Raw genomic sequence first — 26,436 nt, forward strand, 5'->3', positions numbered from 1 at the left:
AGGGACTTCATGAACATCGAAGAATTTCTCGCGCCGATAAGCACCGACCGCCCGTGTGGTGAAAATCTGGAGTATGACGCTGACTTCCAGGCCATGGGGCAGGCGAGCCAGGGCAAAGCCGAGCAGCAGTTCGGCGACACCATTATCCCCGCGGAACCCGCAGACTGGAACACGGTAGAAAAACATGCCACCAGCCTGCTGAGCCGCACCAAAGATCTTCGCGTCATGCTGGCATTAACGCACGCGTGGACGCGCCGCCGGGGGCTGCCCGGCTACGCAGACGGCCTGCTGCTCGTGCAGGAGGCGCTTTCCCGCTACTGGGAGACGCTCTACCCGCTGCTGGAAGAGTATGGCGAAACGGATCCTTTTTACCGTATCAACGCGCTCGCCGGGCTGAGTGATAAATCAGACCTCACGCTTGCGGTGCGCAACGCCTCGCTGCTGCGTTCAAACGGCGATGAGATTTCCCTGCGCGACGCCCAGGCGCTGCTTGACGGCAGCAAAACCGAATGCCCGGATTATCCCGGCGGCCGCCCGCGTCTGATCGACGAGCTGGCCCGCGGCGACCAGCCGGGCACCGCAGCCGTGCCGTTGATCAACGCGCGCCTGTTGGCCATCCGCTCGCTGCTGATCGGCCACCTCGGTGAAAGCGGCGTACCGGAAATGGAGCAGCTGCTGAAGACCACCTCACTGGTTGCCAGCGCCTGTGAGGTCACCGATATCAGCAAGCTACTGCCAAACCGCGAAACGCAGGCCGGGCAGCCGGACGCGCCTGCCGCCGCTGCCCCTCAGGCCGTACAGCCGGTGGCTGACTGGCGCAGCATGCAGGTGACCAGCCGCGCGGATGCGCAGCTCATGCTGGAAAAAGCAAAGCAATACTTTGCGCAGTACGAACCCAGCCACCCCGCGCCGCTGATGATCGAACGGGTGCAGCGGCTGTCTGAACTGAACTTTATGGACATTATCCGTGACCTGGCGCCAGACGGCGTTAACCAGCTGGACAACATCTTTGGACGCCGCGAATAGCGCGTCCTGGCATTATGACGACAGGCATGGAGCCTGCCGTTTCATCTTCAACGCGCATCTTTGATGGAGAACATCATGGCAATGAGTAACAGTGGACAGAAATTCATCGCACGTAACCGTGCTCCCCGCGTGCAGATCGAGTACGACGTAGAGATCTACGGTGCAGAACGCAAGATCCAGCTGCCGTTTGTGATGGGCGTTATGGCCGATCTGGTCGGCAAGCCGGTGGAAAACCTGCCAGCCGTCGACGAACGTAAATTCCTCGAAATCGACGTTGATAACTTTGACGAACGCATGAAAGCGCTGAAGCCGCGCGTGGCGTTCCATGTGGACAACACGCTAACCGGCGAAGGGAAGCTCAACGTCGACCTGACCTTCGACAGCATGGACGACTTCCTGCCGGATGCGGTGGCGCGCAAGGTTGAACCGCTGAACAAGCTGCTGGAGGCCCGTACTCAGCTTTCAAACCTGCTGACCTACATGGACGGCAAAAACGGTGCGGAAGAGCTGATTGCGAAAATTCTGCAGGATCCGACGCTGCTCAAATCACTGAGCCAGGTGCCACAAAATGACGATAGCGTGAAAGGTAGCGAGGAATAATCCATGAGCAATCAGACTCAACACGAGCAGCAGGCCGGTCAGGCATTCAGCCAGGATGAATTCAGCGCGCTGCTGAATAAAGAGTTTCGCCCGAAAACCGATCAGGCGCGTTCTGCCGTTGAGAGCGCGGTAAAAACCCTGGCGCAGCAGGCGCTGGAAAACACCGTCACCTTCTCAAACGACACCTACCGCACCATTCAGAACCTGATCGCCGGTATCGACGAGCAGCTCTCGCAGCAGGTAAATCAGATTATTCACCATGACGAGTTCCAGAGGCTGGAAAGCGCATGGCGCGGCCTGAGCTATCTGGTGAATAACACCGAAACGGACGAGATGCTGAAAATCCGCTTTATGAGCATCTCTAAACAAGAGCTGGGACGTACCCTGAAACGCTATAAGGGCGTGGGCTGGGACCAGAGCCCAATCTTCAAGAAGGTATACGAACAAGAGTACGGACAGTTCGGCGGCGAGCCGTTTGGCTGCATCGTGGGCGACTACTATTTCGACCACAGCCCGCAGGACGTTGAGCTGCTGGGGGAGATGGCGCGCATCGGTTCTGCCGCGCACTGCCCGTTCATCACCGGTACCGCACCGGGCGTGATGCAGATGGAGTCCTGGCAGGAGCTGGCTAACCCGCGCGACCTGACTAAAATCTTTCAGAACACGGAATATGCGGCCTGGCGCTCGCTGCGTGAATCCGAAGATGCCCGCTATCTGGGCCTGGTGATGCCGCGCTTCCTGTCGCGCCTGCCGTACGGCATTCGGACAAACCCGGTCGACAGCTTCGATTTTGAAGAGCAGACCGACGGCGCGAACCACAACAGCTACTCCTGGGCGAACGCCGCCTATGCGATGGCGGCAAACATCAACCGCTCCTTCAAAGAGTTCGGCTGGTGTACCTCAATTCGCGGCGTAGAGTCCGGCGGGGCGGTGGAAAACCTGCCGTGCCACACCTTCCCGAGCGATGACGGCGGCGTGGACATGAAATGCCCAACCGAAATCGCTATCAGCGACCGTCGCGAAGCCGAGCTGGCGAAAAACGGCTTTATGCCGCTCGTTCACCGTAAAAACTCCGACTTCGCTGCCTTTATTGGCGCGCAGTCTCTGCAAAAACCGGCCGAGTATCACGATCCGGATGCGACCGCCAACGCCCGTCTGGCCTCGCGTCTGCCGTACCTGTTCGCCTGCTGCCGCTTTGCCCACTACCTGAAGTGCATCGTGCGCGACAAAATCGGCTCCTTCCGCGAGCGTGAAGAGATGGAGCGTTGGCTGAACGACTGGGTCATGAACTACGTGGACGGCGATCCGGCTAACTCCTCTCAGGAGACCAAATCGCGTAAACCACTGGCGGCTGCGGAAGTGCAGGTGCAGGAGATTGAAGACAACCCGGGCTACTACGCCGCGAAGTTCTTCCTGCGCCCGCACTACCAGCTGGAAGGTCTGACCGTTTCCCTGCGTCTGGTTTCTAAACTGCCGTCGCTGAAGACGAAAGACGCGTGATGACGAGTGCCGACCCAGGAGGGTCGGCAAAGTAAGCTACATTGGCATAATTCATACAGAAAACCATCGACATTCATTAACTTCAGAAGGAATCAACATTGGGAACGCGTTCACCAAAAGAAATTGCAGATGGCATGTTGAAGATTTTTGATACGCGTAAACAGAGTGGCCCAGAAATTTTCGCTCGCAGCGCGGTCGATGGTTTTATGTCAATCCCAGAAGACCTGTGGATGTTAACCAAAGATTTTCTGGATACAGACCATCGGTGGCGAAATGAAACAGATAAAATTAGGTTGTTGACGCTAATCAAAAAAGGGCTTACATCAGAAGATGTGCGTCGGTTAATCAATACAGTGGTCAAACGCTATCTGTCTGGTTTATCTGAAGAGCAATCTAAGGAACTCCTCCTTAAAGTAGGTGGGTCGCAAGTAGGTGGTATAGCCTTTAAAATGGTTTTCGTGAATGAATTAATTACGCTATTCGTTTCAAAAATTGTTCCGCGATTTCTTGTTTCTGCAGGGCTTACCGGTGTATTAAGCGTGGGAGCTTCAATTTCTCGCTCAGTTTATACCTCATACGATCTGTTAAAATTAAACAAAAATATTTACTTTGAGTTGCGTGGGGCGGGTGATTTAGATTTGTTATATTTTCTCGTTGAAGATAATGTTAAGCCATTTATTGAAGCTATAAATTTCCAACAGAGTCATGGTGCTATAGATAAAGAGATTTTTAGCCAATTTTTAGCAGGAGTTACTCGTGTTTGAAAAAGCATCAAAGTACGTTATAGTCTATCTCATGCTTATTGTTTCATTTATGCTTTTTTTCTCAACTCTTGGCTATTATATTTTTGTTTATGATTGGTCGGCATCTACCATAGAAATAACGATAAATGCAGCTCTGTTAATCATTCTTTTAGTTGCATCTATCGCTATTTACTATTTTGCGGAAAAAATTAAGTCAAGGCTTTGATTTACGCAAGAACTTAAGCGAGAAGTAAAATGCCAAAAGGATGACTAGCAGGAAAACTAATTTCCCAAAAAGTAAGCCTGCAGAAGTTGTAGTGATTTTTTCTAATGAGAATACATACCAGGCTGATTGGAGAAGATCTATAGTTGTGAAAATTGCGATAATCAAAAATACAATGGTAAGTATTAATAACAATATTTTCTTCATGTTCTGTTGCCTTAGATGAATGATAGACGATTGAAAATATTCTAGATGATACAGTGAATCATTGTCTAGCGCTTAGTTACCATGAAGTGTGACTAACAAAATTTAGGGTGGTTGCAATTGCAGGCACTCTGAAGAGTCTGTACGAAGTTCGAATTCGTCAGGCTAGAGGCAGAGGTAAAATATGGACGGTTTTATTCAGCCCCATGCTTTCCTGTTTGCCATATAAGGGCTTTTTCGAAAGCATTATTGTTCATCCACGAAGAGTAGATATTATGGCTATTGATATGTTTCTGAAGGTTGAGGGTGTTACGGGCGAATCTAAAGATTCTAACCACACCGGCTGGACTGACATTACCTCCTTCTCCTGGGGCGCGTCCCAGCCGGGTAATATGAGTGTTGGCGGCGGCGGCGGTGCCGGTAAAGTTAACTTTAACGATCTGCACGTTAATGCCCTGATCGACAAATCTGCTACAGCAATCCTGAAGCACTGCGCAAGCGGTAAACACCTCACCAAAGTTGAGCTGTCCGTGTGTAAAGCGGGCGGCCAGCAGGTTGAATACACCCGCATCACGCTGGAAGACGTACTGGTGACCTCTGTTCAGTACACCGGTGCCGACAACGGCGATACCGTGGGTGTAACCTACGCATTCCAGGCTGCGAAAGTGAAACAGCAGTACTGGGAGCAGACTACTGCCGGTGGCAAAGGTGCTGAAAGCAGCGCTGGCTGGAACATCAAAGAAAACAAAGAAGCATAATTGCATATGTGGCCGGGGAATTTTCCCCGGTCTTTATCATTCGGGAAGGAAGGTAGCATGGCAAGTTTGCAGGAAGGAGTCGCCCGTCCTCTCACCATTGGCGAAATCGCGCTGGCGCGCTCGGTTTTTGGTGACGCAATAAAGTATTCTGAAGTTAAAGTCCATAATAAAAGCTATTTGCCGTTTAATATGCAGTCGACAGAAGTCGCGATGACTCCCAATGGTGAGCTCTATTTTCGCGAGCCGCATTATCGGAATGACTTTTCAATAGAGGTTCCGCGATATAAACACTGGTTTATTCACGAAATGGTGCATGTACTGCAGCATCAGATTGGAATGAATGTTCGAACCCGAGGCGCATTCAGTTGGGCAGCAAGTTATAATTATTCTCTGCCCCCCGAAAAAAAATTATCGGACTTTGGTATGGAGCAGCAGGCTTCTATCATTTCAGATTTTTATTATCTGATAAATTACGGTCTGGGTGATTTCCGAAACATTGCAGGTTTTGAGGGAATTATCGGGCCCGACCTGAAGAATAAATATCTGCAGGTATTATCGTTGTTTATTCAAAATCCTAAAGACCGGCGGGTATGGTTATGAAACAGTTACTCAGTGTTGTAGCAATCGCATTAACGGTGAGTGCCTGTGTCTCTCATCCTGCACAATATCAGTCGCTTACGGTTACGCTAAAGAACAACGACCCCTGCTTTGCTATTCCCGCTAACTCCGGGTTAGACACGCCTGTCACCAGCCATTCGCCCACCATAATGAAACGCGCGGGAAATGAATGGAAAGCGATATCGCCGCCGTCAACGTTTAGCCCTGAGGTGACGTTAACGACCCAACAGTGTCACCAGTGGAAGGGGATTGCGTGGAAAGCGGGAGAATATGATGTTGTCCTGAAGGTGTCAGGCAAAAATGATTCTATTCGCTATGCGGCCCGCTTCACCTTACAAGAAGGTCCCTCAGGCCAGTTTAAGCTTACGCAGACTGAATAGAATGTGTTAACCCCAAATGCTGCGGTTCACGCCCCGGGCGGATGCCGATATTCTCGGTATTGATGACTACTGTTTACCGGGCACGTACCAACGCAACATTTTGGAGCCTGAAATGAAACGTTTACTGCTGCTCGTGTTGCCATTAAATGCCTCTGTGGTTTATGCCCAAACGCTGCCTGATATCAGCGCTTTTTCGCAGCAACAAATTTTTGAAAACTGGGTGCAAAACCGGTGTATCGGTAAGATTGCGGACAGCAAAGCCCTGAAAGCTGATGCAGAGGCCAGCGCCGCCGCCTGGCTCGAAGCAAGTAATCTCCCTGCTGAGAACTTTGAAAAAGCCGACAAGGTGATTGTTTCTTTACTGAAAGAGAAAGTAGGCGGTACTGAACCGGGTCATTATCAGGTATTGAAGTGCAGCTTAATCGCCATTAGCGACGCGATTCGTCCGCTGAATTCCCTAAAGTAGCATTTCACCATTTATTTATGCATTAGACTTAAGGAGTTTTTCATGGCAAATCAGTCAAAGGTTGCTCCGGGTTACTGTGTGGTACAGCAACCAAGTACGCTTGATTTACAGGCAAGACAACTGTTTGGGAATTCACGTAATGAAAAATCCGAATATTTTATGCAGCTGAATAAAGATACAGCTTGGGTTAAACCTGGGCAGATATTAATTGTTGCTGATCCGCAGAGCGTTAATCAATCTCATCAAATTAATGACTTGGCTATTGCCAAAAAGAAAGTAAATAACGCGCTTGCAACGATTGATGGGGATGCGGCGGAATTTTTAAAGAATAATTTTGATAATATTGCTGCCATAACTGCATGGGGTGATACCTTAGTAGGAAACGCAAGCAGTGCGGGGGAGTCTTACTTTAAATAAATTGAAAGCATTTTGATTAAAATTGAAAAGACATATCAAAATCAGTATCGAACGCAAGGTGCTCTTATTGGGCAGCAGTTTTATGCAGAACGTAATGCCCTTCTTGCACAACTCAAGCCGCTATTAAATAAACTAACGAAAAAACAGCTCAAATTTAGAGATTATGCAGATCTTAAAAGAGCATTGGGACTTTCCACAAAATCAATTGTTCATGAATGGAGTACGGTTGGTATTGGTGCGATTCCAGGGTACTCAACGTATATCGACCGGGCGTCAAAAATTACGGTTTATATGAAAGCAGGTGGATGGGTTGCATTAGGTTTTTCTTTTGCGAATACGACTAACGAAGTCTATCATGCATGCACCCTTGGTAGAGAACATGAATGTGGCAAGGTTGCAGTGAGCGAATATAGCAAATTTGGCGGCGGTGTTGCTGGTGCAGCGTTAGGCTCCTCACTTGCTGCTCCTATTTGTCTTGCATTAGGCGTACCAACAGCGGGAACAGGCACCCTCGTTTGTGGTCTTGTCGTCGGCGCAGTGGGGGCCGCCGGGGGAACAAAGGTTGGAGGATTTGTAGGAGAGCAAATGAATAACTTAATATTTAGCGGAGAATAGTGTGATTACTGATAATTTTTACTCTGCTTTTATTATCTGTGTTTTTGCCGTTTTTATAGTTCTTGTGCTAACGTTCTATGTTGATTACCGGAAACATTCCGATCAGGTTGATAAAATCTATGAGTTGCTCATTCAGAAGAATTTTCTCAAGGAAGAGGATTATCAGACCTGGAAAAATCTTGGGTTTTGGGGATTTGGTTTTCGCACCACAATTTTATCAAGGCTTGTGCGGGGCAAGCGTATAAAGTTAACTCAATCACGTTGGCTTGAACCTCAATCTTGCAACAATGTTTTATCTAACTTCGAATTATCCTGGATTAATTTATATAACAGAAAGGTTAAAGTTGCCACGGCTTTGTTTGTACTGCTTTTAATACTAGCAGGCGTTAATGAAATTTAATTATACATTAAAGATTTAAATAATGCTTTTTTTGGGGTGACCCCAAACGCCGCCGTTCTCGTCCCGAGAGCGGCAGCGTTTGAGCGCTAATCATACCAGCAGGAATACGCCATGCGATTCACGATTATTTCTACGAAACCCGGTCATCAGCCGCCGCAAAGCAGCTGTGATTTTTATGCTCCCGGGGGCACCATTGGTCGCGGTACGGATAACAATCTGGTGTTGCCGGATAATGACCGCACCATCTCTCGTCTGCAGGCTATTGTCCACGTTGACGCCCAGGGCGAATGCCGTATCACCAACCGTGGCAGCGTCACCCGCGTGGTATTAAATGACATTCCGCTCGAGCGGGGGCGTCAGGTAGAGCTGCAGGATGGCGACATCCTCGGTATCGATGACTACCGCATCGAAGTCAGCGAACTGATCCACGACACGCAGCCGGTGAGCCGTATGGCTGCCAGTATGCAGCAGCAGACCCGACCGGCTATTTCACCTGCAGCGGTACCTGCCGCAGAGCCGAAGCCGGCCAGCACCGCACCGCGCGGGAAGTCTGAATCGACCGCCGTGCCGACGGAAATCTGGGACAGCCTGATGCAGGAGTTCTCGATCTCTGACAGCATCTCCAGCAACCGGGCAAAACCGCAGCCCGCAGCGTCATACGATCCGTTCTCACAGCCCGCTGCGCCGGAACGTAACACCGACGATCCCCTGGCGATGTTTAACGACGCGGATCCAAAGCTCGATCGTCAGAATGTTGACCCAGACTCGCTGTTTGCCGATGAGGCGCTGTTCAAAAAAGAGAGTATTTTTGACGACGTCACCCCGTCCGCGCTGGTGCCGCCTGATGAGCACACGCCGTCCCAGCCAAAAGACGAAGCGTCGGATGAGCTCGATCCGCTGGCGCTGTTTGGCGGTTCGGCCAGCGCACCGGCTGCACGGAATGATGACCCGCTCGGCCTGATGGGCGGTGCGCCGTTGACGCCGCCTGATGAGAAGATTGCTGAAACTCAGGAGCCCGCGCCGCAGGAGGACGTGCTTGCCGAGTCTCCGCTGTTTGCGCCTGAGCCGCAGGAACAAGCCCCTGCGGAGGAAGAGCAACCGGCGCGTCCGGACTACGCAGGTTTCACCATGCCAACCCCTCAGGCGGTCGCCCGCAGCAATGCACAAACGCCAAAAGGCCGTTTGCGGATCGATCCGGTTCAAAACGCCGCGTCAACATCCTCTGCGCACAGCGCCGAGAAGGGCGAGGTGCTTCAGGGCGAGCTGCTGGATGCCTTGCTCGAAGGCATGGGCCTGAGCGAAATGCAGCCGGTCCCGCAGTTTGACCGCGAGAATATGCGCCAGCTGGGGCAAATCCTCGGGATGTTCTCTCAGGGCACCGTGGCGTTGCTCTCTTCACGCTCCATTCTGAAGCGCGGCGTTAAAGCCGATATGACGATGGTGCTCGACGACGCCAACAACCCGTTCAAGCTGTTGCCGACCGGCAAAACGGTCTTGATCCAAATGTTCGGCACGCCGATGCCGGGCTTTATGCCGCCGACAAAATCCGTGCGCGACGCGCTTATCGATCTGCAGGCGCACCAGCTGGGGATGATCTCCGGTATCCGCGCCATTATCGCGGCGATGCTGCAGTCCTTTAATCCGGAACAGCTGGAGGAGCAGGCGAAGCAAAACGGCATGACTTCGCGACTGGCGCTGCCGGGCAGCCGAAAGGCCGCGCTGTGGGACTACTTCGTTCGCAGCTATGGCGAAACGGCAGGTGAGATTGAGGATGACTTCCATACCCTGTTTGGCGAAGCCTTCCTTCATGCCTACGACATGGAGGTTAATCAGTACAAAGACTCACAAAGCGGATCGGAAGAAAAATGAATATCGCAACGGCTTCTCTCTCCCGCCAGGGGACGCGCGCCAGCAACCAGGATCAGACGGGAGAAACCATAGGGGAACGTTCGGCCTGCTTTGTCGTCTGCGACGGCATTGCCGGGCTGCCTGGCGGAGACGTTGCTGCGGAACTTGCCCGCAACAGCATTATTTCCCGCTTCGACGGGGAAAAACACCTCAACGCGCAGCATATTCGCGACTACGTGCAAACGGCAAATCGCACCATCCTCAGCGAGCAGCAGGCGGTGCAGGACTATCGCCGGATGGGCACCACGCTGGTCAGCCTGTTTATCGACAGGGATTACCGTCTGGCCTACTGGGCGCACGCCGGGGACAGCCGCCTGTACCTTTTTCGTCGCGGCTGGCTGTGGCATGTCACCACCGACCACAGCCTGGTGCAGCAGATGAAGGATGCCGGGCACCAGACCGATAACCTGAACAGCAACCTGCTTTATCTTGCGCTGGGCATTCAGAACGGCGGGCCGGAAGCAAGCTACAGCGACGTGGTGCAGGTGGAAGACGGCGATGCTTTTTTACTCTGCACCGATGGTTTCTGGCACGGCGTCAGTGAAGATCAGATGAAGCAGTCGCTGCACATGGTCAACACCCCGCAAGAGTGGCTGACGTTGATGCACCAAATAATTCAAAAGAATGCCGAAAAGGAGGGGAATGCTCAGGATAACTATACCGCCGTGGCGGTGTGGATGGGCAACCCTCAGGATACCACTTTACTGCATACGCTCTCTGACGCAGCGCAGTTCCTTCCCTGCGGAACTGATTAGACACACAAGGACTGATATGAAACTTTGGCTATCGGGTTTGGCTCTTCTGGCGGCGACGTCCACCGCACAGGCAGAAAATTTCCGCATCGTGCAGTCGCCTGCGCAGAAGCTGGATATCTGGATTGACGGCATTAAAGACAACACGCCGCAAAGCTGGTGTAAATCTGACGTCGCGCTGCGTATCGTCGCGAACGGTAATAAGGACATCTCTGTACTCGAAAACTTCGTGCCGCGTCTGGGCTCGCTGCTGGAGCACCAGTGCAGCAAGCTGAATAAGCTGAACTGGACGCTTAACGATCCCGCGGGCGTCACGCTCGCACAGGGCACTGCAGGCAAAGCGCAGGACTGGGCGCTGGTGGTGAAACAACAGGAGGCGGCCGCTGCTTCCACCTCTGCCTCACCTGCTGGCGCATTGCTGCCGCCGGAGCAGAACCCTGAAACCCACACGGTTACCGCCGACCGTACGCCGTGGCAGGAGTTTACCCTTCAGGATGGCTGTCACCTTCGCACCTTCTGGGAAGGCGGTTCCTCTGCGCCCGCGCTGTTCATCCCGGATTCAGACACTACCCGCTGCGGCAACGGCAGCTGGCTGAGCGGCCATACGGTTATCTCCCAGACCCGCAACGGCACGCAAAAAGAGATGCCCGTCACGTACATTCACGGCTTCCCGGTGCTGGGTCTGAATAAAAGCGCCGACCCGGAAAACGCCCTGATCACCTCCGTCAACAAAGAGCGCATGGTCTTCAGCACCCCGAACAGCGATCAAAGCTGGATGATCCTGCCCTACGACAGCAGCCTCAGCGGCTGGAAAAGCAACGGCACGGTCGCGGTGGAGATCTCCCGGGAGACCGCAAGCGACGACGCAAAACTGCAGGCGCGTATTGCAGCGGTGAAAAAGACCTGGAGCGCCTGGGTGGCGCCGGGTACCTCGCTCAATATTGTTCTGATTGATACCCTTCGCCCGCAGCTGCGTGATCCGGCCGTGGGTGCATGGCGCGCGGCAAACTAAGGAATGGCTATGAATACGCTTTATCAACAGCTGGCGGGTGAATCGCTCAGTGACGCGTTACAGCGCATTGAAGCCGGGATCAAAGCGCAGCCGGCGAATGCCGACCTCCGCGCCGCGTTTGTACAGTTTTTAGCGCTCAGCGGCAACTGGACGCGGGCGCTGACCCAGCTGAAAAGCTGGCTGGCGCTGAAGCCTCAGGCTAAACCGACCGTGACTCTGCTGGAACAGGCCATCCAGGGCGAGCAGCAGCGCGCGCAGGTCTTCGCGGGACAGGCGCGACCGTCTATGCCGGACGCGCAGTGGCCCTGGATGTCCCTGCTGGCGGAAGCGCTAACCGCGAGCGGCGAGCGCGCACGGGCGCTGCGCCTGACGGCGCTGGATCAGGCGCCTGCAACACCCGGTCAACTTCTCTTTGAAAACGATGAAACGCGCGCTTTTGAATGGCTAATGGATGGCGATGCGCGGCTCGGGCCCGTGTGTGAGACCCTGGTTAACGGCCGCTATTTCTGGGTGCCGTTTTGTGCCATTGAGGCGATCCGCTTTCAGGCTCCCGCCAGCGTGACCGATCTGGTCTGGCGACACGCGCTGGTGCGTCTGACTGACGGGACGGAGCAGGTTTGCCAACTCCCGGCGCGCTATCCTTTCGGTGATGACGCGTCTGATGCGGTCAGACTTGCCCGCACGACGGAATGGCTGCCGCTCGACGTCGACGGCGCGCTGTACGAAGGAATGGGGCAAAAGGCCTGGCTCAGCGAACAAAGCGAAAGCCCGCTGCTGTCCCTGAGCCTTGTGACTTTTGCAGCGGATGGGGAAAATGAGTAATTCCGCAGGCGAAAGCGATCTGCTGCGCAGCGGCTGGCAGGCCCGCGGCAGGCAGGAGAAAGTGGGGGCGCGTGACAAAATGCAGCCCTCGCTGCTGGATCGCCTTACGGATAACCATCCGGAAAAAAAACGCGAGTCGGCCAACAGCAATCTGATTACCCATGCCGCCCTGCGCCAAAGCGTCCTGCGGGACCTGCAGTGGCTCTTTAATACCATCAACCATGATGCCTCCCGCGATCTCAGCGCGCTGCCGCAGGTGAACCGTTCCGTCATCAACTTCGGCGTGGCGCCCCTGGCGGGAAAACGCATGTCGGATATCGAATGGCAGGATATTCAGCGCAAGCTCACCGAAGCAATCGTTAATTTTGAACCGCGCATTTTGCCCCAGGGGCTGCAGGTTCGCTGCGTGTCGGACACCTCCTCGCTGGATCTGCATAACGTGCTGACCATCGAGATTAAAGGGCGTTTGTGGTGCGTACCGTACCCGCTGGAATTTCTGTTCCGCACGGATGTCGATTTGGAAAACGGCCATTTTGAACTCAAAGATGCGGGGTAATCATGGAAAGTAAACTGCTCGATTATTACAACCGCGAGCTGGCCTATCTGCGCGAGATGGGGGCCGAATTTGCCGAGCGTTACCCGAAGGTGGCCGGGCGCCTGGGTATGCGCGGCATCGAGGTGGCGGATCCGTACACCGAACGCCTGATGGAAGGCTTCGCCTTTCTGACCTCTCGCGTGCAGATGAAAATGGACGCCGAGTTTCCGCGCTTCTCCCAGCGCATGCTGGAGATGATTGCGCCGAATTACCTCGCCCCAACGCCATCGATGGCGATTGCAGAGATCCAGCCTGACAGCAGCCGCGGCGACCTGAGCAACGGTTTCGTGGTGCCGCGTGGCACCATGATGGACAGCCTGGCGCTAAAGAAAACCGGCGTCACCTGTAGCTACTCTACGGCGCACGAGGTCAACCTGCTGCCGGTGAAAATCGAAAAGGTCGAGCTGGGCGGCGTGCCCGCCGATTTGCCGCTGGCACAGCTCGGCCTGAGCCAGCGCGGCATTAACGCGGCCTTACGGATCCGCATTGCCTGCGATGGCCCGCAAAACCTCGGGCATTTGAACTTTGATCGGCTGGAGTTTTTCCTCAGCGGCCCGGATATCGACGCGCTCAAGCTGCTGGAACTGGTGATGGAAAACCACGCCGGAATTGTCTGCCAGACCGTCAGCCCGCAGCCGCAGCGCCAGCTGCTGACGCCGGACGCGCTGCGTCAGGAGGGCTTTGAGCCAGAGCAGGCGCTGCTGCCCGACGATTTGCGCAACTTCGACGGCTACCGTCTGCTGCAGGAATATTTCGCCTTCCCGGCACGCTTTCGCTTCATTAGCCTGAGCGGCCTTGGCAAGCTTGTCAGCCGCTGTGAGAATGAAAAAGCGTTTGATATCTTTATCCTGCTGGATAAAACCGATACGCAGCTTGAGCGCGTGGTCGATGCCAGCCACCTGGCGCTGCACTGCACGCCGGTGATCAATCTGTTTCCCCGCGTAGCGGCGCGTCAGAAGCTGAATGAAGGGCAGCATGAATATCATCTGGTGGTCGATAACATTCGTCCGCTGGATTACGAGATATACGCGGTCAATAAAATCCATGGCAGCGCCGACGGTCAGCGTGACGACCGGACGTTTCGTCCCTTCTGGAGCACCTGGAGCGGCGACAGCGGCAACTATGGCGCCTATTTCTCGCTGCGCCGTGAACAGCGCGTGCTGTCTGAGCATGCCCTGCGCTACGGCACCCGTACCGGCTACATCGGTTCGGAAGTTTTTGTTTCCCTGGTGGATGCGCAGCATGCGCCGTGGCAGGACAACCTGCGCTATATCTCCGCTGAGGTACTGTGCACCAGCCGCGACCTGCCGCTGATGCTGCAGCAGGAGCTCGGACAGTTCATTATGGCCGACTCCATGCCGGTAAAATCCCTGACCCTGCGTAAAGGCCCGACGCCGCCGCGCCCGGCGCTGGCCGAAGGGTTCAGCACCTGGCGGCTCATTAGCCAGCTGCAGATGAATTACCTCAGCCTGATGGACAGCGAAAATGAGGACGGCGCTGCGGCGCTGCGTCAGCTCCTGGGGCTGTATGCCAGCCTGGCGGAGACGCCTGTGGCGCGCCAGGTGGACGGCGTTCGCCACTGCCTGCTGGCGCCGGTTCACCGCCGCGTGCCGGAGCCGGGACCCGTCGTTTTCGCCCGTGGGATAGGCATTACCCTGACGGTGGACGAACGCGCGTTCTCCGGTGCCAGCCCCTGGCTTTTCGGCAGCGTGCTGGAGCGCCTCTTTGCCCGCCTCGTGTCTATTAATAGCTTCACAGAGTTCACGCTGAAAAGTCAGCAGCGCGGCGACATTGGCTACTGGGCGCCGCGCATGGGTAAAAGGGCGCTGATATGAGTGACCTCACCACCGTACCGCTGCGGGTGCACCGCCTGACGCCTCTGCCGGATGCATTCTGGCAGGGCGTGCGCGAGACGCCGTGGCGCTACGACCTGTTTCAGCTGTTAAGGCGCATTGATGCCCAGGGCGGCGAACGTTATCCGCTGGGACGCGCACCTTTGCCGAAGTTTGAACCGCTGCGTATCGGCCAGCAGCCCTATATGGGGTTTGCTCCTTCGACGGTGGCGGACGCTCGCCAGCGCGACGGGAACGGTCTGCACGACGTGTCGATTTTGAGCTTCGGCCTGTTTGGTCCAAACGGCCCGCTGCCGGTGCACATGACCGAATACGCCCGGGAGCGCATTCATCACCATCAGGACTACAGCCTCAGCGCGTTTGCCGACCTGTTCCACCACCGCCTGACGCTGCTGTTCTACCGCGCCTGGGCGGATGCGCAGCCCACCGTGTCGCTCGATCGCGCCGACGATAAACGCTTTGAGGGCTATCTGGCCTCGCTTATCGGCATGGGACAGCCCGGTCAAATGAGCAAAGGCAGCCTCAGCGGGCATGCGCGTTTTACCCATGCCGGACACCTGACCCGTAACGGACGCGATCCGGAAGGGTTGGGGAAGATCCTGCGCAACTATTTTAAAGCCCCGGTGAACATCGTCGGCAACGTGCCGCAGTGGATGCCGCTCTCCCGGCGCGAACAGGCGCAGCTGGGGGAAGGGCGTCGCCTGCCGCGCATGGGCGAGTCTGCGTTTCTTGGCGTAGCGGTACGCGATGTGCAGCACAAGTTTCGCATCGAAATTGGCCCGCTGGGTAAGCAAGAGTACAACCGCTTTTTGCCTGGCGAAGCGTGGGTCACCGAACTGCGCGACTGGGTACGCGAGTACGTCGGGGTTGAATTCGAGTGGGATACGCGGGTGATCCTGCGCGCCGACGCGGTGCAGGGCGCCGTGCTCGGCGGCGAGGCGCGTCTCGGGTACAACGCCTGGCTGGGCGTTCAGCCTCAGCCCGCCCCTCGTGGCGATCTGGTTTATCGCACAGAGCGATAATTTTCAAACGAATGTTTTTAACGGAACAGAACATGTCAGAAATTAGCCGTGCCGTGCTTTTCGGCAAACTGGATACGCTGTTATTTACCTCTCTTGAAAGCGCAACGGCGTTCTGCAAGCTGCGCGGTAACCCCTACGTTGAGCTGGTGCACTGGCTGCATCAGCTGATGCAGCAGCAGGACGGCGATCTGCAGCAGGTGATCCGACATTTCGCCCTTGATGAACAACAGCTGACGCGCGACGTGGTTTCGGCCCTGGATGCTCTGCCGCGCGGGGCCAGCTCGGTGTCCGACCTGTCTGAACATATCGACAGCGCCGTCGAGCGCGCCTGGGTGTTCGGTTCGCTGAAGTTTGGCGTCAGCCGCATTCGCGGCGGGCATTTGCTGATTGGTATCCTGAAAACCTGGAATCTGGCGAACGTGCTGAAAGGCATTTCGGCGCAGTTCACCCGCCTTAACGTCGAAGTCTTGATCGAACAGTTTGATGTCATTTGCGCTCAGAGCAAAGAAACGCAGCAGGCTGCGGCAACCGTGGATGCCCCCGCCGGTACGGTACCTGCTGCGCAGGGAACGCTGGCCCAGTACGGTCAGGACCTGACCGCCCGCGCCCGCGAAGGCAAGATTGACCCGGTCGTCGGGCGCGATGAAGAGATCCGCCAGATGGTCGATATTCTGATGCGCCGCCGTCAGAATAACCCGCTGCTGACCGGGGAAGCCGGGGTGGGTAAAACGGCGGTTGTTGAAGGACTGGCGCTGCGTATCGCTGAGGGCGACGTCCCGGAGCCGCTGCAAAATATTCAGCTGTGGCTGCTGGATATCGGCATGCTGCAGGCTGGCGCAGGCATGAAGGGCGAGTTCGAGGCCCGGCTGCAGGCGTTAATCAATGAAGTTCAGTCCAGCGCGACGCCGATAATTTTATTCATCGATGAGATCCACACCCTGATCGGTGCGGGTGGGCAGCAGGGTACCGGCGATGCCGCCAACCTCCTAAAGCCCGCGCTGGCGCGCGGGCAGCTGCGAACCATCGGCGCGACCACCTGGGCGGAATACAAAAAGTATATTGAGAAGGATCCGGCGCTGACCCGTCGCTTCCAGACGGTGCAGGTGCACGAGCCGGACGAAGCTAAAGCCGTCCTGATGCTGCGCAGCACCGTCTCGCCGCTGGAGACGCACCATCAGGTCCTGCTGCTTGACGAAGCGGTCAGCGCAGCGGTGAAGCTGTCCCATCGCTATATCCCGGCGCGCCAGCTGCCGGACAAAGCCGTTGCGCTGCTGGATACCGCCTGCGCCCGCGTCGCGGTCAGCCAGAGCGCGCCGCCTGCGCAGCTGGAAGACTGCCTGCGCCATCTTGCCGCGCTGGACGTGGAAATTGAGATTGCTGAACGCGAAGCGCGCGTCGGTGCAGGTGACGCTGAGCGCGTAGCGACGTTACGCGTCGAACGCGACGCGTATGAAACAAAACGCGAAGCCCTGGCCCAGCGCTGGGAAGAAGAGCGCAGCCTGGTGCAGGAGATTATTCGCCTGCGCGCGGCGCTGTTCGCGGCGAGCGATGAAGATAGCGCTGAGCTGCGCGGCCAGCTGACGGAACAGCAGCAGGCTCTGAACGCCTTACAGGGCGATGAACCGCTGCTGTTTGCGGCTGTGGATGAAAACGTGGTTGCCGCGGTGGTCTCAGACTGGACCGGGATCCCGCTGGGCCGGATGGTGAAAAACGAGATCGACGCGGTGCTCAACCTCGCCGACACGCTGAACCAGCGCGTTATCGGCCAGCGTCACGGTCTGGATCTTATCGCCCGCCGCGTGAAAACCTCGCGGGCGAAGCTCGACGATCCCAACAAACCCGTTGGCGTCTTTATGCTGTGCGGCCCGTCCGGCGTCGGTAAAACCGAAACCGCGCTGGCGCTGGCGGAGTCGCTGTACGGCGGCGAGCAGAACGTTATCACCATCAACATGAGCGAGTTCCAGGAAGCGCACACCGTTTCCACCTTAAAAGGTGCGCCTCCGGGGTACGTAGGGTATGGTGAAGGCGGCGTGTTAACCGAGGCCGTGCGTCGTCGCCCTTACAGCGTGGTGCTGCTGGACGAAATTGAAAAAGCGCACCCGGACGTTCACGAGATATTCTTCCAGGTCTTCGACAAAGGCTGGATGGAGGACGGCGAGGGGCGTCATATTGATTTCCGTAACACCATCATTATTTTGACCTCTAACGTGGGTACCGAGCTGATTAGCGCCATGTGTGCTGACCCGGAACTGATGCCCGACCCGGACGCGCTTAGCGGCGCGCTGCGTCAGCCGCTGCTCCAGGTATTCCCGCCGGCGCTGCTGGGCCGCCTGCTGGTGGTGCCGTACTACCCGCTCAGCGACGAGATGCTGGGGCTGATTGTTCGCCTGCAGCTCAAGCGCATTCAGCGTCGTCTGGAAGAGAATCACAGCATTATTTCTGAGTTTGACGACAGCGTGGTGGAACAGATTGTTCAGCGCTGTACCGAGGTGGAGTCCGGCGGCCGCATGGTGGACGCTATTCTGACGAACACCTTACTGCCTCAGATGAGCCAGATTTTACTTACCGCCAGCCGCGGCGACGAGCAGTATCGATGTCTGCGCGTCACCTGCGAGCAGGGCGAGTTTCACTGTCAGTTTGCCGCGTAATAATCATCAAGAGAACTGTAAAAGATGACGGATAATGATAACAATCGGACTGTCCCCAACGCGCTCCCGGTCGGGTACCGCTTCAACGAGTTTGAAATTAAAGAGGTGATCGGCGGCGGCGGTTTTGGCATCGTCTATCGCGCCTGGGATCACCAGCTCGAACGCACTATCGCTATCAAAGAGTTTATGCCTTCTTCGCTCGCCGTGCGCGGCGACGATATGACGCTGGTGCTGCGCAGCGAGCGCTTCGGCAAAGCCTTTTCCGCAGGCCTGAACAGCTTTATTCAGGAGGCGCGCCTGCTGGCGCGCTTCAACCACCCGAATCTGCTGCACGTGCTGCGCTTTTGGGTGCAAAACGATACGGCCTATATGGGCACGCTGTTTTACAGCGGCACCACGCTTTCCCGTCTGCGGGAGGAAAAGCCGGAGCTGATCAACGAGGCCTGGATACGCCGCATGCTGCCGATGCTGTTTGGCGCGGTCAAAACGATCCACGACGAAGGGTATCTGCACCGCGATATCTCGCTGGATAATATTCAGATCCAGGACAACGGCCTGCCGGTCCTGCTTGATTTCGGCTCCGCGCGCCGCACCATCGGCAACCTCTCAGATGAAACGGAAACCATGCTGCGTCCGGGCTTTGCGCCTATTGAGCAGTACACCGACGATAACGAAAGCGAGCAGGGCCCGTGGACGGACATTTATGCCCTCGGCGCCGTGCTGCGTACCCTTATTGTGGGTTCGCCGCCGCCGGTAAGCGTGGTGCGTTCAATTCAGGATACCTGCAAACCGCTGGTGGAGATCATGCCGCAGGGGTACTCCATCCCGCTGCTGCAGGCCATAGACCGTGCGCTGGCGCTGCACATGGAAGATCGTCCTCAGACTATTGAAGAATTCGCGGCGCTTATCGACATGCCGGTTGCGGGCATTGGTGACGTGCTGACGGCCAAAAAGCCTGGCACGATGCTGGTCCCCGTGGAAGAGGATGCAACGACGGCGCTGGACTGGCGACGCTACAAAATACCGGCAATGGTCGCCGCAGGCGTGCTGGTTGGGGTTGTCGCGGGCGCAATGCTCTTTAGCGGGGGAAGCCACGATGCGCCCGAGCAGACGGCACAAGCACCTGTCGAAAATCGCCCGGTGGAAACGGCCGCACAGGCACCGGAGGTGAAGCCGGAAACGGCGCAGGCGAGCGAGCAGGCTGCGAAACCTGCCGCTGTGGCTGACGCCAGCCCGGTCGCGTTGGTGTATATCCACATGCTGGACGGCGAGACGCTGAAGGTTAATGGCGAGCCAAAAGCGCTGCGTCCGGCGAATAACGGCTATGCGTCGCTTAAGCTGCCCGCGGGCGAAACCACGATTGAACTGCAGGGAAATGGGAGAACGCGTTCCCAGACGTTGACTATCGGCCAGCCTGGCACCTGGCTGGTGAATCCGTAAATACGACAAACAGGGATCCTTATGGAAGTGTACGATCTTCGAAGCCAGAGGCTTCAGCCAAAAGAATTTGAAAAGATTGTCGCTCCTGTTTATGCACGGAGCGATATTGGGCGTGAATTTGTTGTTGTGCGCGGAGCATCAAATCCGTTTCACAGCATCGATGGATTGACGTTACGACATCGCTTCGAATTTAACCCTAACGCGGTGTTTGATCCGCTTTACGCGCAGAATCTTAATAAGATTGAACGCTTGATTGATTCAGGCGAAGTCGTGTTAATCGATCGTCGCCAACGAACGAAAGCCATCTACCCCTTCTATATCTCTGAGTCTGGAGAGTTATTTTGTGTAGATGAGGCTATGTACCGTCCGGCTTTTGTAAATTTTGTCCTCGAACGATACCGACACAATGTTGCTCTGTTTGGAAAACCCGCGCCAACGAGAGATGCTTTTATCCCCTCCACGGCTAAATATGGTCCTGGATACTGGAAGACGGTAGATAATGATTATCATGGCACGAAAAATGTCGTAATTATGGCGATTAACCGGCTGACGAGTATGGGGGATGAGGGGCGAGTGTTTGGTTCTGATGGCAAAGATTATATGAATACCTCGCGGGACAAAATCCAACACTGGACGCCTTTACCCGGCGATTTGGATGGTGATTCACGCGCATTATTGTCTGAAAAGTCGGTCATCAGGCGATTTGGGGAAGAGCGATCGATTTATCAAAAGTATCAGGAAGGGGATGATGCCTGGGCTGTAAGCGGTAAATCCTGGCAATGGATACCTGGAGTCAGAGAAGAGGATTATGAATTTAAAAAGTAAATTATGGTATTTCTGGGGCGGGATGGATATCCTGGCGATTTTGTTCTACTGCGTTAACGCAGGCCTGCAGAACAGGATCCCATTTATTTCAGATATCATGGCGTTTAGCGGACTTGCGAATACGGTTTCAGGTGGTGGTTACAGCGGCCTGGTAATGGTGTTTTTTATTTTTGACCTGCTCTTGCTCCTGTCACTCTTTGCTTCCGCCTGGTTTTTCTTCAAGCGAAAAGCCTTTGCGATTAAATTTGCGCTTGTTCAGGAAGTGTTTCGTCTCATTTCGTTCCGGTGTTCAGTTTCGATTTTCCCAGTAGCGTTGAGTTTGTTTGGTATATCAAATGTCTGGCTGAACTTAGGCTTGTTTGTTTTGTCAGAGGGTCTAAAAGTCTATTCTCTACTTTTTTTGATGAGAGAGAAAGAAAGCGTGCGTTGAGTTTCTTGTCAGGATAAATATGACTGCGAAAGAAAAAGTCTTTTACTTCTGGGGAGTGATGGATGCCGTTGGAGCAGTCTATTACTCCTATGGTTCATGGGAGTTTCTTGGCGGGAATTGGGTTTTAGCAACGGTTAACCTGGGGATGATATTCTATCTGGCGATGTTTGGCGGGGTAGATGAGATGCTGAAAGGGACTTATTATCTTATTTATACGCTGACACCGCTTACGCTGATTCTTTCTTCCTGGTTCTTTTTCAAGAAAAAATACTATGCCGTCGAGTTCGCCATGGCACAGGAGATTTTTCGCATTATTGCCTTACGATGCTCATTACCTCTTCTCCCCATGATAGTGAGTGGATTCGGATGGAGTGGGTTAACAATAAATATTTCCATTCTTGTTTTTTCTGAAATATTAAAAATTGGCTCACTGATTTATGTCATAAAAAAACAGCCAGCCACGAATATCACGTCTGAATCTAAATAGCATTCTGCATCGCAGGTTTACCGTTCCGCTCATTTGTACCGCATAAGCCATATGGAATAACAATTATGCTCAACCGAATTACCGTTCAGCTCCCGGTGGAGGGGCTTCTGTTCTGGAAACTGACGGGCCGCGAGGCGATGTCCGAGTCGTTTGCGCTGACGCTGACCGTGCTCGGCACGGACGCGCGCATCGACCGCAGCAAGCTGCTGGGCCAGCCGGTTACGGTGACCATCCCGACGCAGAGCCTGCTGACGTTCCGCTATGTTAACGGCAAGATTACCCGCGTGGCGGTCAGCGCCGTTGAGCTGACGGGCACCCGCTATGCGGTGTACCAGCTGACGGTGGAGCCGGACCTGTGGCCGATGAAGCGCGACCGTAACCTGCGGATCTTCCAGGGGCAGACGGTGCCGCAGATTGTGAAAACCCTGCTGGGCGAGCATCAGGTTAACGTTGAGGATAAACTCACCGGCAGCTACCGGGTGTGGGACTACTGCGTGCAGTATCAGGAGTCGAGCCTGGACTTCATCAGCCGCCTGATGGAGCTGGAGGGGATTGCCTATCACTTCCGCCATGAGGCCGACAAGCACACCCTGGTGCTCACCGACGCCGCCACGCAGCATCAGCCGTTCAGCGGCTATGAGGTTATTCCTTACCACCAGACGCCGTCAGGCGGCAGTACGGACGAAGAGGGCATCAGCCAGTGGGCGCTGGAGGACAGCGTGACGCCGGGGATTTACAGCCTCGACGACTATGACTTCCGCAAGCCGAACGCGTGGCTGTTCCAGGCCCAGCAGAACCCGGCGTCGCCGAAGCCGGGCAGCATCGACGTGTACGACTGGCCGGGGCGCTTTGTGGAGCAGGGGCACGCGGAGTTCTACGCCCGCATCCGGCAGGAGCGCTGGCAGGTTGAGCATCAGCAGATTCAGGCCACCGCCACGGCGGCGGGGATCGCGCCCGGGCACACCTTTACGCTGACCAATGCGCCGTTCTTCAGCGACAACGGTGAATATCTGGTGACGGCGGCGGGCTACCACTTCGAAGAGAACCGCTACGCCAGCGGCGAGGGGGATACCATTCACCGCACCGATTTCACGGTGATTCCGTCGGCGGTGGTCTACCGTCCGGCGCAGACCACGGCGTGGCCGCGCACCTACGGCCCGCAGACGGCGAAAGTCGTGGGGCCGAACGGCGAGAGCATCTGGACGGATAAATATGGCCGCGTGAAGGTGAAGTTCCACTGGGACCGCCTGGCGAAGGGGGACGACACCAGCTCCTGCTGGGTGCGCGTGTCGAGCGCGTGGGCGGGCCAGGGCTACGGCGGGGTGCAAATCCCGCGCGTCGGCGATGAGGTGGTGGTGGACTTTATCAACGGCGATCCGGACCGGCCGATTATCACCGGTCGCGTGTACAACGACGCGAGCATGCCGCCGTGGGCGCTGCCGGCGGCGGCGACGCAGATGGGCTTTATGAGCCGCAGTAAGGACGGCCACAAAGATAATGCAAATGCCCTACGATTCGAGGATAAGGCCGGGCAAGAGCAGATCTGGATTCATGCTGAAAAAAACATGGACACCGAGATCGAGAACTGCGAGACACATGACGTAGGGGTAGACCGTAAAAAAATTATCGGCCGGGATGAGCACGTAACTGTTAAGCGTAACCGCGACGTCAACGTGGGGGCGAATTCAACCAGCAACACGGGTAATCAGCACAAATTCAATGTAGGTAAAAACCAAACCGTATTGACTATGGATAAAGAGGGAAATGCTCTGCTGGAAGCGACAACCTCGATTAAGTTAAAGGTGAATGATAATTACATTCTTATCACGCCATCGACAATTGAAATTATCGTTTCCGAAGGCACACTCAAGGCTGAGAGTATTACTGAGGCATCCTTCAAAGGGACGGAGTTGACGAAGTTAGGCGGTGGGATAAATACCGAGATAAAAGCTAATGATACTCTTAATCTCAATGGTACAAACCTGACAGATATTAAAGGCGCTGTTGTTAAAATAAACAGCTAATATGTAGAAGGATTTTTGAATATGGGACAGCCTGCCGCCAGAGCGACCATAGATGTCAGCGGACATTCGGGGCCAATACAGTCGGGAAGCCCGGACGTCATCGTCGGTGGTTTTCCCGCCGCTCGAAAGGGGGATACGTTATCCTGCTCGACACACGGCAGCGGTATTATTGTGGGGGGGGCCGGTACCGTCTTCGTTAACGGTATGCCGCTTGCACGTCAAGGAGACAGGACGAAGTGTGATGGTAGCGGCTTACCGACGCCTGCCATACTGAAAGCAGCAGCACCTCAATATTGGGGGGGCACGCTGGCGAAAAATGCCGGCGAAGATGGGATGATGCACGGCAAACATTATGATGCTCGTGTTCTGGGTGCGTACGCCAGCCTCGAAGATAAAAACCTCAACGGTGATTTTGATACCGCTTCAGCTGGTTTTGCGTTGGCGGATATTACCATTGGGAATATGAAAAGCAAGGATCTGCTGCGGGCAGAAATGCGTAATAAACTCGCCGTCGCCAATGCGACGGGGTCTCTGTATGGTGGCGGCAACAATATTTATGGCTTGAATGCGAATGCCGCTGCGACAGGTGAGCAATACGGCGGTTCGGTAGCTGCGGGTAAAGAAGGAACGTTGTATGGTGGAGTATCAGGGGATGTAACTATCGGTACAGCAGAAGCAAAAGCCGTATTAGAAGTTTATACCGGCAATGATGGGAAGTATGGTTTGACGGCTGACGCTGGTGCGGAAGCGAAAGGGGTGAAAGGCGAAGTTTCGGGTAACCTTGATATTCTGGGCATCGTTTCCGGAGAAGCAAAAATCGACGGTAGCTTAGGGTCTGCTGGTCTCGCGGGAGGTGGAAGCGCTTTCTGGGACACTAAAGATTATTCCGTTAACGTCAGGGTGACTGGTGGGGCCGCAGGGCTCGTTGGGCTTAAGGGTGATGCAAGTCTGAAAGTGGCATTTAAGCCTATACTGGATTTCTTTGACTATTTGTATGGCGAAGAGGATGAGCCAGCCGTCACCTCTGTTACGACAGAAAGCGGGGATGGGACAATTATTACCGGGTGTGTTACTGTTTTGATCGGCGATTAAAGGATGTGAGAGGACAATGAAATAATGAAATGGGCTGGCTTAACGATTTTTATTTTAATCACTTTGATCTATATCTGGAATGGAAAAGATCTGTATACAAAACAAGAATGGCGCGGTTTTGGAATAAAATTCATTTCAGTACTGATTGGTGCATTTGTATTGGTCATTGTTTTGGTTGGCCTTTCTAAGTTCATCCCGTTGCTTACCAGAGAAACTGCACGGTCATTATCAGTAATAATACCTGCTTCTTTTATGGCAGTGCTTCTATCGAAATTTTTTGTCGTGATGTTGAATAATATTTTCGATATTATTATGCGATTCCACAGGCGCTATAACACGGCAGCAAACTATTCAAAGTTATTATCGCTATCTGGTAAGTATGGGGCAAAATTACGCCTGGTAGTAAAGTGTCTAGCATCGTTAGGCTGTATCTTAATGTTCTATGGCATCTGGTTTGGCAGCACGGTCTGAGTTGAAGAGGTTTTATGAACACTGATAATAATTATGCTTTTCCCGTCGTCTCAACCGCAAGCAATGAAGAGATTAAGGCGAACTACTGGAAATGCCTGTATACCTCTGCTGATAAAAAAATGCTTCAGTACTGGGTGATTTTGCCAAATCGTGTTAAACCAGCTGAACTAACACCGCAGCACCTTCCTGAAGTCGGCTTGACGAACTTGGGTCGCTATGCCAGCGATGATGCTCAGCCCTATATGGAAGTTTGGGCCGCTTATGAACGCTGTCAGTGGGAGATGAATCCCTCGGATTGGCTGTTTAATAAACTGGAACTGATGGGCGAGAAAGTGTTGAACCAGCGCTTGATTGCGCATCCTTCCGGTAGTGGCCTTTTTGCAGATGTGCTAACTCTCAAAACGCACTCGTCCGGCGACGAGGTCATTTCACGTTATACCGTACAGAAAGATTACAATCCGCAAGAAGGTGGCGGGAATTATTTCCTGATTAAAGCGGCCTGTGCCGCTCGTGACTACCCTGCGCTGGCGAATGATATTTACTTGACTGTAGTGAACTGGGATTTACTGCATCGTAGTAACCTGGCTCTGGCTGAACTGCTTAAGACCGTGAGCCTCAGCGCTAAAAACAGCAGTGGATTTAAAGTACCGGAATCCTGGCAGGTGAATCCCCTTACAGAAACGCGTCTGGTGGTCGAGCACTCGTTTGATGGCACTAACTACGGCGTCATTAATCTTTGCTTTTTTTCGCAGGAGATGTTGTTTACCGCGCAGGATGTTTTTAGCGTTTCGATTAAACGGTTTCACGATCGAGAACCTGCCGTTACGCTTAAGACTGAAGCACTTGCTACTATTCCAAATGAGTTTAATCCATCCCTGGGAAAAACACTGTGGACATGCCGGGGGGAAATGTTCAGCGCAGAGGAAGAAATGCGCGCTGTTTACCAGTGCTATATTTTTAGCGTGGGCAAAGTCTGGTGCTATGCTGAACTGATTGGCAGACACCGTAACTATCTTGATTACCACTTCGAGGCGAATAAGCGCTGCCTCGAAATCATCCTGTCAACATTCCATATAGAAAATGTCTAATCTTTGACTCGATATTG

At 54.5% G+C, this 26,436-nt stretch carries 26 protein-coding genes and 1 pseudogene; all 27 read left to right on the forward strand.

Features of this window, described 5'->3' with window-relative positions; all coding sequences use genetic code 11:
• The first annotated feature begins 9 nt into the window (after positions 1-9).
• The 27 genes and pseudogenes from tssA to D5067_RS09840 all read left to right on the forward strand — a co-directional run bounded on the left by tssA (position 10) and on the right by D5067_RS09840 (position 26,419).
• A complete protein-coding gene (tssA, locus tag D5067_RS09705) occupies positions 10-1,026 on the forward strand; it encodes a type VI secretion system protein TssA (RefSeq protein ID WP_119937314.1) in 1,017 nt (338 codons plus the stop codon).
• Positions 1,027-1,101: 75 nt separating this feature from the next.
• Positions 1,102-1,626 (forward strand): type VI secretion system contractile sheath small subunit, encoded by a 525-nt coding sequence (tssB, locus tag D5067_RS09710; RefSeq protein ID WP_119937342.1) that lies wholly within the window; start codon positions 1,102-1,104, stop codon positions 1,624-1,626.
• Between the two features lie 3 nt (positions 1,627-1,629).
• Positions 1,630-3,126, forward strand: a complete 1,497-nt coding sequence (gene tssC / locus D5067_RS09715; protein ID WP_119937315.1) for a type VI secretion system contractile sheath large subunit — start codon at positions 1,630-1,632, stop codon at positions 3,124-3,126.
• 98 nt (positions 3,127-3,224) lie between these two features.
• Positions 3,225-3,890 (forward strand): Ssp6 family T6SS pore-forming effector, encoded by a 666-nt coding sequence (locus D5067_RS09720; RefSeq protein WP_235843301.1) that lies wholly within the window; start codon positions 3,225-3,227, stop codon positions 3,888-3,890.
• Positions 3,883-4,095 (forward strand): hypothetical protein, encoded by a 213-nt coding sequence (locus D5067_RS09725; RefSeq protein ID WP_119937317.1) that lies wholly within the window; start codon positions 3,883-3,885, stop codon positions 4,093-4,095. Before D5067_RS09720 ends, D5067_RS09725 begins: the two co-directional genes overlap by 8 nt.
• A 476-nt stretch (positions 4,096-4,571) precedes the next feature.
• Positions 4,572-5,054 carry an Hcp family type VI secretion system effector gene (locus D5067_RS09730; protein ID WP_119937319.1) on the forward strand — a complete coding sequence of 161 codons (483 nt, stop codon included), beginning with the start codon at positions 4,572-4,574 and terminating at the stop codon, positions 5,052-5,054.
• 57 nt (positions 5,055-5,111) lie between these two features.
• Positions 5,112-5,654, forward strand: coding sequence for a hypothetical protein (locus tag D5067_RS09735; protein ID WP_119937320.1), 543 nt, complete (start codon positions 5,112-5,114; stop codon positions 5,652-5,654).
• Positions 5,645-6,052, forward strand: a complete 408-nt coding sequence (locus tag D5067_RS09740; RefSeq protein WP_119937321.1) for a putative T6SS immunity periplasmic lipoprotein — start codon at positions 5,645-5,647, stop codon at positions 6,050-6,052. Before D5067_RS09735 ends, D5067_RS09740 begins: the two co-directional genes overlap by 10 nt.
• Before the next feature lie 112 nt (positions 6,053-6,164).
• Entirely contained in the window at positions 6,165-6,518 is a 354-nt protein-coding gene (locus D5067_RS09745) for a T6SS amidase immunity protein Tai4 family protein (protein WP_119937343.1), read from the forward strand.
• A 42-nt stretch (positions 6,519-6,560) separates the two neighbouring features.
• Positions 6,561-7,550 (forward strand): annotated as a pseudogene (locus D5067_RS24145) (hypothetical protein).
• Position 7,551: 1 nt separating this feature from the next.
• Entirely contained in the window at positions 7,552-7,950 is a 399-nt protein-coding gene (locus D5067_RS09760; protein WP_119937322.1) for a hypothetical protein, read from the forward strand.
• 111 nt (positions 7,951-8,061) lie between these two features.
• A complete protein-coding gene (gene tagH, locus D5067_RS09765) occupies positions 8,062-9,819 on the forward strand; it encodes a type VI secretion system-associated FHA domain protein TagH (RefSeq protein ID WP_119937323.1) in 1,758 nt (585 codons plus the stop codon).
• A complete protein-coding gene (locus tag D5067_RS09770) occupies positions 9,816-10,613 on the forward strand; it encodes a PP2C family protein-serine/threonine phosphatase (protein WP_119937324.1) in 798 nt (265 codons plus the stop codon). The genes tagH and D5067_RS09770 overlap by 4 nt, the downstream gene beginning before the upstream one ends.
• A gap of 16 nt (positions 10,614-10,629) precedes the next feature.
• A complete protein-coding gene (locus D5067_RS09775; RefSeq protein ID WP_119937325.1) occupies positions 10,630-11,622 on the forward strand; it encodes a hypothetical protein in 993 nt (330 codons plus the stop codon).
• Between the two features lie 9 nt (positions 11,623-11,631).
• A complete protein-coding gene (locus D5067_RS09780) occupies positions 11,632-12,444 on the forward strand; it encodes a type VI secretion system accessory protein TagJ (RefSeq protein ID WP_119937326.1) in 813 nt (270 codons plus the stop codon).
• Complete coding sequence (tssE, locus tag D5067_RS09785; RefSeq protein WP_119937327.1) at positions 12,437-13,000, forward strand: type VI secretion system baseplate subunit TssE; 564 nt, start codon at positions 12,437-12,439, stop codon at positions 12,998-13,000. Before D5067_RS09780 ends, tssE begins: the two co-directional genes overlap by 8 nt.
• Positions 13,001-13,002: 2 nt before the next feature.
• On the forward strand, positions 13,003-14,874 hold the full coding sequence (tssF, locus tag D5067_RS09790; RefSeq protein ID WP_119937328.1) for a type VI secretion system baseplate subunit TssF: 1,872 nt from the start codon (positions 13,003-13,005) through the stop codon (positions 14,872-14,874).
• On the forward strand, positions 14,871-15,914 hold the full coding sequence (tssG, locus tag D5067_RS09795) for a type VI secretion system baseplate subunit TssG (RefSeq protein WP_119937329.1): 1,044 nt from the start codon (positions 14,871-14,873) through the stop codon (positions 15,912-15,914). The genes tssF and tssG overlap by 4 nt, the downstream gene beginning before the upstream one ends.
• A 32-nt stretch (positions 15,915-15,946) precedes the next feature.
• A complete protein-coding gene (gene tssH, locus D5067_RS09800; protein ID WP_119937330.1) occupies positions 15,947-18,562 on the forward strand; it encodes a type VI secretion system ATPase TssH in 2,616 nt (871 codons plus the stop codon).
• 24 nt (positions 18,563-18,586) lie between these two features.
• Positions 18,587-20,002 (forward strand): serine/threonine protein kinase, encoded by a 1,416-nt coding sequence (locus D5067_RS09805; RefSeq protein WP_119937331.1) that lies wholly within the window; start codon positions 18,587-18,589, stop codon positions 20,000-20,002.
• Positions 20,003-20,023: 21 nt separating this feature from the next.
• Complete coding sequence (locus D5067_RS09810) at positions 20,024-20,827, forward strand: DUF8093 domain-containing protein (protein WP_119937332.1); 804 nt, start codon at positions 20,024-20,026, stop codon at positions 20,825-20,827.
• Complete coding sequence (locus tag D5067_RS09815; protein WP_119937333.1) at positions 20,811-21,257, forward strand: hypothetical protein; 447 nt, start codon at positions 20,811-20,813, stop codon at positions 21,255-21,257. The genes D5067_RS09810 and D5067_RS09815 overlap by 17 nt, the downstream gene beginning before the upstream one ends.
• Before the next feature lie 19 nt (positions 21,258-21,276).
• On the forward strand, positions 21,277-21,744 hold the full coding sequence (locus tag D5067_RS09820) for a hypothetical protein (RefSeq protein WP_119937334.1): 468 nt from the start codon (positions 21,277-21,279) through the stop codon (positions 21,742-21,744).
• Positions 21,745-21,809: 65 nt separating this feature from the next.
• Positions 21,810-23,768, forward strand: a complete 1,959-nt coding sequence (locus D5067_RS09825; RefSeq protein WP_243544826.1) for a type VI secretion system Vgr family protein — start codon at positions 21,810-21,812, stop codon at positions 23,766-23,768.
• Positions 23,769-23,789: 21 nt separating this feature from the next.
• Positions 23,790-24,860 (forward strand): PAAR domain-containing protein, encoded by a 1,071-nt coding sequence (locus tag D5067_RS09830; protein WP_119938560.1) that lies wholly within the window; start codon positions 23,790-23,792, stop codon positions 24,858-24,860.
• A gap of 24 nt (positions 24,861-24,884) precedes the next feature.
• Complete coding sequence (locus D5067_RS09835) at positions 24,885-25,331, forward strand: hypothetical protein (RefSeq protein WP_119938559.1); 447 nt, start codon at positions 24,885-24,887, stop codon at positions 25,329-25,331.
• 14 nt (positions 25,332-25,345) lie between these two features.
• A complete protein-coding gene (locus D5067_RS09840; protein ID WP_119938558.1) occupies positions 25,346-26,419 on the forward strand; it encodes a hypothetical protein in 1,074 nt (357 codons plus the stop codon).
• Positions 26,420-26,436: the final 17 nt, after the last annotated feature.

Origin of the sequence: Enterobacter huaxiensis (assembly GCF_003594935.2) — a bacterium.
GTDB classification, from domain to species: Bacteria; Pseudomonadota; Gammaproteobacteria; order Enterobacterales; family Enterobacteriaceae; genus Enterobacter; species Enterobacter huaxiensis.